This window comes from Anaerorhabdus sp. (genome assembly GCF_036657415.1).
In the GTDB taxonomy this organism is placed as follows: Bacteria; Bacillota_I; Bacilli_A; order Erysipelotrichales; family Erysipelotrichaceae; genus Anaerorhabdus.
Genome location: NZ_JAVXGL010000079.1, coordinates 1 through 8853 on the forward strand (window position 1 = coordinate 1; position 8853 = coordinate 8853).

Genomic DNA, 8853 nt, shown 5'->3' on the forward strand with positions numbered 1-8853 from the left:
ATAAGAAGAAAAATGCAATAACAAATTTTTGTATCCATCCATTGCTTTTCTTTCCAAAATGTAAACTCACCCCGAATGCAAAACAAGTAGCAGCAACCAAGATTATGATTACTTCGTTAGGTACATATGGATTCAAAAATCTTATCAACAATCCACCAATAATTAATACACATAGTGGGTATCCAACATTACGCCAAAAATTGTTCATACTATCACTCCTAATCTTTAATTAGTGTACATGATATTTAAAATTTTATCTACCTATTCTTGATTTTAATCATGATAAAACCTATACTTATACATAAGATGAAAGAGGGATTTGAGATGACTTTTACAAGAAGAGCAGCAAACTTAGTTCCAATTGAAGATACTGTATTTGCAGTAGTAGATTTAGCGAATAAAGAAGCAAAACGAATTGGTATAGAAAATGTGGTAAATGCGTCCATTGGATCATTATATGGTGAAGATGGAACACTTGTCGCATTCAAAAGTGTATTTGAACATTATGACCAAATTCCAGATCGTACCAAAGCAAAATATGCTGCCAGCTTTATTGGAAATGAATCCTATCGTGAACAAGTGTATCAATGGATTACTCAAGGCGCAAATATAAATCTGTCACATAGTGTCATTGCAACCCCTGGTGGGAGCGGTGCAGTCAGCATGACATTCTCAAATATTTTGGATGCTGGTGAAACTGTCATTCTTCCAAATATTGCGTGGGGTAGTTATCGTCTAATGGCTACTCAAAACAATTTTGATGTAAAGACATATTCTTTATTCGAAGAGAATCACTTTAATCTAACTAGTTTCAAAGAGGTTTGTAGTGCCGTCATGAATAAGCAAAAGAAAATCTTAGTTGTTATTAATGACCCATGCCACAATCCGACTGGTTATTCCATGACCCGTGAAGAATGGGATCAAGTAATTATTTTCCTAAATGAGTGTTCAAAGGAAGGACCTGTAATTATTATTGATGACATCGCTTATATTGATTATTCTTATGATATTCCTCAATCAAGAAAAATAATGGAGACATTTAATAATATTAGTGATAATGTCCTTATTAGTATTGCATTTAGTTGTTCTAAGACTTGTACGTCATATGGATTACGCTGTGGTGCGGCAGTACTTCTTGCAAAAAATGCTGATAAAGTAAGAGAAGTAGAAATAGTATTTGAAAAATTTGCACGTGCTATTTGGAGCAATATTCCAAATGCAGCAATGGATAATTTTACTTGGGTTACAACAGATAATTACTTTAGCTTTATGTCTGAGAAACAAAATTATATTGATCTATTAAAGCAACGTAGTGAAATCTTTTTAGAAGAAGCCAAGAAAATAGAATTACCAGTATACCCTTATAAAGAAGGATTCTTCGTTACCGTACAATGTGAAAATAACGAACAACGTGATCGTATCCATGATAAACTAATTAATCATCATATTTTTACAGTAAAGGTTAACTTAGGTATTCGTGTTGCAATTTGCTCATGCACAGTTGAAAAAACTAAAGGCTTAGCAACCGCAATTAAAATATTAATGGACTAACTAAAAATGTTTGAGATTATTTCTCAAACATTTTTAAATAATTTCTTTTATCATTTCAAACTGCATTATAAGAATAGTTGCATGAAGGTCTGTTAAAAAACTTTGCATCTCTAAACAATCTTTATCCACATTAATCATTTTGAAATGCTGAAGTGAAGTATGTTTAAAAAAACTAGATACAATATCTTTCCCAATGCCTTGATGTCTATATTTTGAATGGACTGCTAATTGTGGAAAGTCACCATTGGTTTTGTCTAAAATCCCATATCCAACAAACTCTTGATTAATATAGGCTTTACAATATACAAATTTTTCTTTGACCGCTTCAATAGAATCTCTAGAGTTTTGCCATGACGGATTATAGTCCCAAAACTTTTCTGCACAATACCAATCAGTTTCATCAAAACTTTCAACATAAATCAATTCCGCTTTTGATTTTCTTTCTAAATGAATTGCATCTAATTTCCAACAAACAAATTCTCTTGTGACTTGAAATCCTTCCTTTTTGTAGAGCTCAATCGCTGCAGTGTTTTCTTGCAATACTTCTAAAAGATATTGTTGAACATGTTTTTTCTTTAATTCACTAAGCACAAAATGAAACATTTGGCTTGTTACCCCTCGACGACGATATTCCGGTAACACACCTGTTCCCATATCGTAGCAAGTTAATTTACCTTGCCAATCGCGAAGACCGTTTAGAATTAATCCAATTATCTTCGTATCGTTAAAAGCAGCTACAGAAATTTTTGTACTAAAACCCCTTCTTCTATTTATATCTTGAAATGATTCATAATCTAATGATAGTTTGATTTGGTAATCTGAAAAAGCCTCAATGAAACTATCATATATTACTCTATTATTAACTGAATCTAATGTCTTAAAGTTGTGCATAGGCTAGCCTCTTCAATTTCATTTTTATATAATCAGATTTATAATATTTTCTAATTAATTACTTTGTTGTCTTTAAACATGACTTAATTACTTTTAATAAGATATCACAATCTTCTTTATCAATCCAATAATGTGTAACTACTCGATATTCTCCATCTGTCGCTGGGTTCATCAATATTGATTTTTTATCACATTGTTTTAAGAATTCTTTCGCATTAATTTTCTTCTTATCCAATTTAAAGAAAACCATATTTATTTGAACCTTATCAACATCCACTTCTATACCATCAATAGCATTTAATTCTTTCGCAAGATATTTAGCGTTTTGATGATCTTGTTTCAAGCGTTTTGTCATTTTCTTTAACGCTAACAAACCACAGGCTGCTAACACTCCAACTTGGCGTGTTCCCCCACCAATCATCTTCCGATGACGACGTGCTTTATCTATAAATTCTTTTGATCCTACAATCACTGACCCATAAGGTGCACATAATCCCTTTGACAAACAAAAGGTTACACTATCTGCATACTGAGCAATGTCTTTTGCATCACAGCCAAGCGAAACTGCGGCATTAAATAGTCGAGCTCCATCTAGATGGACTTTAAGATTATATTTTTTAGCCATTTCATAGTTAGCTTTCATGATATCTAATGGGATAACCAATCCATTTGATAGAGCATTTTCAACACTTACAAGTGTTGTATGTGGTTCATGAATATCATTCGGACGAATATTTTTTTCAATATCTTCTGGATATATAAAATCATTATCATGACAAATAACTCTTGGCATTACTTGAGCAATTTGTGCTATTCCTGCTTGTTCATGAACAATAATATGATTATGCCATCCTGTTATAATTTCATCACCACGATCAGTATGTGTCCATATTGATAGTAAGTTTCCCATCGTTCCACTACTTACAAAAAGTCCTGCTTCTTTACCCAATAGTTTAGCAGCTGTCATTTCTAATTCATTTACTGTTGGATCATCACCATAAACATCATCACCTACAAGTGCTTTACTCATTGCATTTCGCATTTCTTGCGTAGGAAACGTTACTGTATCACTGCGAAAATCAATATTTTTCATTCCATATTTTTCTTTCTTCATACCACTATCTCCTTTCACTCTATTATAAAAGACAATCTTTCGATTGTCTTTAGTAAAGCGTACATATTTTTTCTAATTTTTTAGTTTCGTTCACATCAATACAGCGTTGATTGCTTGATCCTCTGAATTTGCATTCTAATGATTTTAGATTCCTATCAAATTTTCCATCAACCAATATATCAATATAGTTCAAGAACTCTTGGATTATTGGACTATTTTTATTTTGCAAAAACTCCCAAGTATATCCTGTGTAGCACCAAACATTCAGCCCCAACGATTTCGCATATTTCGCAAGTAGTAAACATTCTTCTACTTGTTCAAAAGGCTCACCACCAGAGAATGTTATTCCATCGTGATAATTCAAGTCATTGATTTCTTGACATAGTTCATCTATTTCATAAAGTTTCCCACCATCATAGGCATGAGATTCTTTATTATGGCATCCATCACAATGATGTGGGCATCCTTGAGTCCAAATGACCAGTCTTAATCCTTGACCATCTACAACACTATCCGCTTGAAGTGGTGCAGCAAGTCTAATTTTTACCATGTTTTACACGATCTCGCACTTCCGCAAGTTTTGCGTTATTAAAGCGATCAAGTGTTCCTACAAGATATCCTGTAATACGACGTATTCTTTCAAAAGGAATTTCTTCTTCTTGACGATGACATAAAGGACATTCATCATTAATAATTCCATTGTATCCACATACTGGATCTCTATCTAGTGGATGGTTAATAGCACCATACCCAATATTTGTTTCTCGCATCATTCTTACAATTTTTTCGAATGCTTCAAGATTATTTGCGACATCACCATCTACTTCGACATAAGAAATGTGTCCACCATTTGTATATTCATGATAAGGTGCCTCAAGTTGAAGTTTCTTTTTAATATTTATGTCATAGCCAACTGGAATATGGAATGAATTCGTGTAATATTCTTTATCAGTTACTTCAGGAATATTACCAAACATTTCCTGGTCAATTTTGACGAAGCGTCCAGATAATCCTTCAGCAGGTGTTGCAATCAATGAAAAATTAAGACCTGTTTCTTTAGAGAATTCATCACATTTTTCGCGCATATGCTTAACAATTTCTAAACCTAATTCTTGTGATTTCTCGCTTTGCCCATGATGTTCACCCACAAGTGCTGATAAACATTCTGCAAGTCCAATAAATCCTATAGTTAGTGTTCCTTGTTTCAAAACCTCTTCTAATGTATCTTCTAGTCCAAGTTTTTCTGAACCTTTCCAGTTTCCTTGTGCCATCAAGAATGGAAAGTTTTTAACTTTCTTTTGGCATTGAACTGCGAAACGTTCAAGCAATTGTTTTTTAACTAATTCTAGTTTTTCATCAAGTTCCTTATAGAAACCATCGATATCTTTTTTACCTAAACCATGTTTAATTCCTAAACGTGGTAGGTTAATTGAGGTAAAACTTAAATTACCTCTTCCAACAACAACTTCATCTTCTGGACAAGCCGTATTAGCAATTACACGTGTACGACACCCCATATATGCAATTTCAGTTTCAGGAATTCCTTCTTTGTAATATTGTTTATTAAATGGTGCATCGATAAACGCAAAGTTTGGAAACATTCTTTTACTTGAACAACGAATTGCTAACTTAAATAAGTCATAGTTGATATCACCTTCATTAAAGTTATTTCCCTCTTTCACTTTAAAGATAAGAATTGGGAAAATTGGTGTTTCATGATTTCCAAGTCCACTTTCCATTGCAAGTAGTAAATTACGAGAAACCATTCTACCTGATTCTGTTGTACAAGTTCCAAAGTTAATTGAACTAAATGGTACTTGGGCACCAGCACGTGAATGCATTGTATTCAAGTTATGAATTAATCCTTCCATTGCTTGATATGTTTCTTTTTCAGTTTTCGCAAAAACCTTTTCATAAAATTTATCTGTATTATCAACTTTTTGAATATCTTCTAAAGCCTGAATATCATTAGTTATGGCTTGAATTTCTTCTTCGCTATATGTTGATGTGAAATCTTGAAAATCTTGTAACATTTGAATGTAATTCTTTTTAAATGAACATAACGTTCCTTTTGATAAGTAGTAGTCAAAAAGTGGAATGGCTTGTCCACCATGTTGATCATTTTGATTAGATTGAATTGCGATTGCCGCAAGAGAGGCATAAGAACCAATACTCTTTGGTTGTCTTAAAAAACCATGTCCTGTATTAAATCCATCTTTGAATAATTGATCCAAGTTAATTTGTAGACATGTTGTTGTTCCCATTGGATAAAAATCCATATCATGAATATGAATTTCACCAAAATCATGTGCATCTCCAAATGCTTTATCTAAACAATAAGATGTTGTGTAAGCTTTTGATAAAGTACTTCCATACTTCAGCATTAAGCCCATCGCAGTATCTCCATTGATATTTGCGTTTTCTCTTTTTTCGTCAACTTCACTTGCTTCCTTAATTCCAAAGTTTTCAAGTGTTTTCATAAGTTTATGTTCTTTTTGCGAAAAACATTCTCTTGCTAATGTTCTTTTTTGACGATAATTTTTGAATTGCTTATATTCATTTATATAATTATTTTCAATATATGCTTCTTCTACAAAATCTTGAATACGTTCGATTTCTACTTTATTTGTATTTAATTCTTTTATCTTTTCAATTACTGTTTCACAGATTTTTTTAGCCTTATCATAACTATCTGTATTTTTAGAAAATCCTTTTTGAATTGCAGCTATGATTTTTTCGCTATTAAACTGCACGATTCTGCCATCGCGTTTGATTACTTCTAAATTTTCCATATTTCCCTTTCTTGTAGAGAATTAGCTATTCTTCTCTTAGTTAAAGCTTGCTGTTAAATTGAATGTAAAATTGTCACCATCTTTAATGACAGTATCATCGATACCCATACACATTCCTTGTGCTTTACATGATTCATTATTATCTGATTCATATAACCACCATGGTCCAGTTTCTTGAGGTCCTTGTTCAACACCACATAGTGCTTGAATATATCTTCCATATGAACTATCTTCTGTTACCATTTTTAATTCAGGAACTCCTGCTAATGCATCACCTAAAGTCTCTGCATCTGTTTTGATAGTATCGTTAAATAGTTCTTTGTTTCCATCAGTTGTGTCAATAACCACAATATTCAACTGTTTGTTTCCTACTTGCGCTTCATTTGAAGGTAATAATGCTTGTAATCCAAATATTGCTAACACTGCAATTGCTACGATCCCTAAACCTATTAATATTTTCTTCTTCATAATGCTTCTCCCTCGATTTTTTGTAATACTTTTAGACATGGTTCAAAAATAAGAAGACACATGAATGCACTAAGACATCCCTGTATAATTGATGTTTTTAAACCAAGAATAATGTAAAAAATAGTAATTTCTTTGGCAAATAAAATAAATGGTAAATCTAATAATTGCCCAGTTGCAAATGACAATATGCCACAGGCAGCAACTAAAGCCATTGGTTTCTTCAACCAAAAATTCTTAAATGAGGCAATTATAAAACTATACGTCGGGTAAATAATTGCATACATCATCGTCCAAATACTAATCCCTTGAACTAGCATATTTACCATTGCAAAAATAAATGATGCAAATACAACTTCTTCTTTTTTAAATACGCATGCAAACAAACAAACCGTAAAAGTTATTCCTTCTAAATACAGTACCTGCGAAAATATGGTAAATATAGCTGATTGAATACTTGCCATAATCGCAATTCTTGTTAGTGTTCTAACACTCATAACTTTTAGAGACAAATTCACTTTCTTTCACGTTTTCTTGTTTGTTTTCGTACAATGCCATTAAAAAGAACAAATTAGATAGAAGGTTGAAAAATTGATGGATATTTTTATTTTTTACCCTATTTGGCTCACAATCAATCTTTGCTAAAATTCGAATAATCGATTTTGTTTCACTTCTAAGACAATGGAGGACTGATGCTCCTCGACATCCACATGGAAGTACAAACATTTTACATGAGCCAACTTTTTCAAGATAATCCTCATACAAATCATTACACATCTTTAAATCTTCCTCTGTAATAGCGCATTTACCACGCATGGATCCGTTTGCATGGTAGACAAGCTCTACAAGAAACTTTAAATCACTGTGTTTCACATCGTGCATTGCTAATCCTATTCTTGAAGCCAACAAATCTGTCGCAATTTCATAATCACACAAAGATGAAGTCTCATACAAATAAGAATATGCACATGCTCTCGCATCTGCCATAAGAATACCCCCTTCTTCAAATAAAAAACTCATTCTTCAAAGAATGAGTGAATTGAAGGCACCTAAACATAAAGCCTCAAATACAAAGCCATACTATGCTTAAACCACCGACGTCTTTCACCCAGAAGAATCGTAAAATCACAATAGGCAGGTCTACCGGCTTAGTATCATCCTTGATTCTTCCTTCCCATACAAAGTACAGTGGATAAATTAGAATCTCGTCAACATCACGGTTGCTGGGGCAGCTAGAGATTAAACTCTATTCCCTATTAAGTAAAACACCTCATTGCTAAATGTATTATAGCATAGAATGAATGATATAAAAGTGAAATACCACATGAAAATAATTTACATTTCTGAAACTTCCTTTACAAAAGAAAAAGTCTCTTGTTTTCAAGAGGCTTTCACTATTTTTCTTCGATTAACTTAATATCTTTATCCAAGATATCTTGAATAAATGCTTCATAAAAGGTTCCTTTTAAACGAGTTTGAGCACGTTGTAATGTTTCCTTACAAAGACGCATATCACCTTTAAAGTAATAACATTTTGCAGCACGATATAAATAAATTCCTTGTGAAAATTCAGCTTGTGCTTTTTTAGCACGTTCTAACATTTCTTCTAGATAGTGATAATTTTTATTAATATTTATTTCGTAAATAAATTCACTTTCTTTCATTACTGATTCATAACTTGTCTTATCTTTGAAAGAATCATATATTTCACGCATACGATTATAAGCTTTTTCTGAATTCTTCGCATCTTTTAAATCAACATAGAACGCAACCTCTTTTTGACGAACATAAAATTCATCTCCTGGGCGAATTCTATACTTATCTAATTCACCAAATAACTCTTTGCTTTTTTCTACTTCTCCTTGCATTAAGTAAGCATCAATCTTCATCATTGCTTGCATTTTCTTAGGAAAGAAAAGTTTTGTTTGCCATGAATTTAATTCATTTAAAAAACCCTCTGCATTATTATCTTGATATAGTAATTTTGTTAATTTCATAATTTGATTTTTAAATAATAAGAAATATCCAAAATAACTAACT

The 8853-nt window shown here is 32.3% G+C and carries 10 protein-coding genes and 1 riboswitch; of the genes, 1 reads left to right on the forward strand and 9 read right to left on the reverse strand.

What is annotated here, in order from left to right:
- The coding region (locus tag RSB60_RS09520; protein ID WP_332615977.1) for a hypothetical protein at positions 1–208 on the reverse strand (208 nt) is incomplete at its 3' end.
- 116 nt (positions 209–324) lie between these two features.
- Here RSB60_RS09520 and RSB60_RS09525 point away from each other — a divergent pair.
- Complete coding sequence (locus RSB60_RS09525; RefSeq protein ID WP_332615979.1) at positions 325–1551, forward strand: pyridoxal phosphate-dependent aminotransferase; 1227 nt, start codon at positions 325–327, stop codon at positions 1549–1551.
- Positions 1552–1584: 33 nt separating this feature from the next.
- Here the strand turns inward: RSB60_RS09525 and RSB60_RS09530 are convergent, their stop codons facing one another.
- The 8 genes from RSB60_RS09530 to RSB60_RS09565 form a co-directional block, all read right to left on the reverse strand.
- Positions 1585–2442, reverse strand: coding sequence for a GNAT family N-acetyltransferase (locus RSB60_RS09530; RefSeq protein ID WP_332615981.1), 858 nt, complete (start codon positions 2440–2442; stop codon positions 1585–1587).
- Between the two features lie 58 nt (positions 2443–2500).
- Positions 2501–3556 carry a low-specificity L-threonine aldolase gene (ltaE, locus tag RSB60_RS09535; RefSeq protein ID WP_332615983.1) on the reverse strand — a complete coding sequence of 352 codons (1056 nt, stop codon included), beginning with the start codon at positions 3554–3556 and terminating at the stop codon, positions 2501–2503.
- A gap of 49 nt (positions 3557–3605) precedes the next feature.
- Complete coding sequence (gene nrdG, locus RSB60_RS09540) at positions 3606–4106, reverse strand: anaerobic ribonucleoside-triphosphate reductase activating protein (RefSeq protein WP_332615985.1); 501 nt, start codon at positions 4104–4106, stop codon at positions 3606–3608.
- Positions 4093–6348, reverse strand: coding sequence for an anaerobic ribonucleoside triphosphate reductase (locus RSB60_RS09545; RefSeq protein ID WP_323381865.1), 2256 nt, complete (start codon positions 6346–6348; stop codon positions 4093–4095). The genes nrdG and RSB60_RS09545 overlap by 14 nt, the downstream gene beginning before the upstream one ends.
- A 36-nt stretch (positions 6349–6384) precedes the next feature.
- Positions 6385–6816 carry a hypothetical protein gene (locus RSB60_RS09550; protein ID WP_323381866.1) on the reverse strand — a complete coding sequence of 144 codons (432 nt, stop codon included), beginning with the start codon at positions 6814–6816 and terminating at the stop codon, positions 6385–6387.
- Positions 6813–7331 (reverse strand): cytochrome B, encoded by a 519-nt coding sequence (locus RSB60_RS09555; RefSeq protein ID WP_323381867.1) that lies wholly within the window; start codon positions 7329–7331, stop codon positions 6813–6815. Before RSB60_RS09555 ends, RSB60_RS09550 begins: the two co-directional genes overlap by 4 nt.
- On the reverse strand, positions 7300–7800 hold the full coding sequence (locus tag RSB60_RS09560) for an ATP:cob(I)alamin adenosyltransferase (protein ID WP_332615988.1): 501 nt from the start codon (positions 7798–7800) through the stop codon (positions 7300–7302). The genes RSB60_RS09555 and RSB60_RS09560 overlap by 32 nt, the downstream gene beginning before the upstream one ends.
- Positions 7801–7929: 129 nt before the next feature.
- Positions 7930–8102: riboswitch (cobalamin riboswitch) on the reverse strand.
- A gap of 105 nt (positions 8103–8207) precedes the next feature.
- On the reverse strand, positions 8208–8853 hold a 646-nt coding region (locus tag RSB60_RS09565), incomplete at its 5' end, for a hypothetical protein (protein WP_332615990.1).

Excerpts from the sequence above, each read along its gene's own strand:
- ltaE (WP_332615983.1), bottom strand. The coding sequence starts at position 3,556 with ATGAAGAAAGAAAAATATGGAATGAAAAATATTGATTTTCGCAGTGAT.
- RSB60_RS09560 (WP_332615988.1), bottom strand. The coding sequence starts at position 7,800 with ATGGCAGATGCGAGAGCATGTGCATATTCTTATTTGTATGAGACTTCA.
- RSB60_RS09550 (WP_323381866.1), bottom strand. The coding sequence starts at position 6,816 with ATGAAGAAGAAAATATTAATAGGTTTAGGGATCGTAGCAATTGCAGTG.
- nrdG (WP_332615985.1), bottom strand. The coding sequence starts at position 4,106 with ATGGTAAAAATTAGACTTGCTGCACCACTTCAAGCGGATAGTGTTGTA.
- RSB60_RS09545 (WP_323381865.1), bottom strand. The coding sequence starts at position 6,348 with ATGGAAAATTTAGAAGTAATCAAACGCGATGGCAGAATCGTGCAGTTT.
- RSB60_RS09530 (WP_332615981.1), bottom strand. The coding sequence starts at position 2,442 with ATGCACAACTTTAAGACATTAGATTCAGTTAATAATAGAGTAATATAT.
- RSB60_RS09525 (WP_332615979.1), top strand. The coding sequence starts at position 325 with ATGACTTTTACAAGAAGAGCAGCAAACTTAGTTCCAATTGAAGATACT.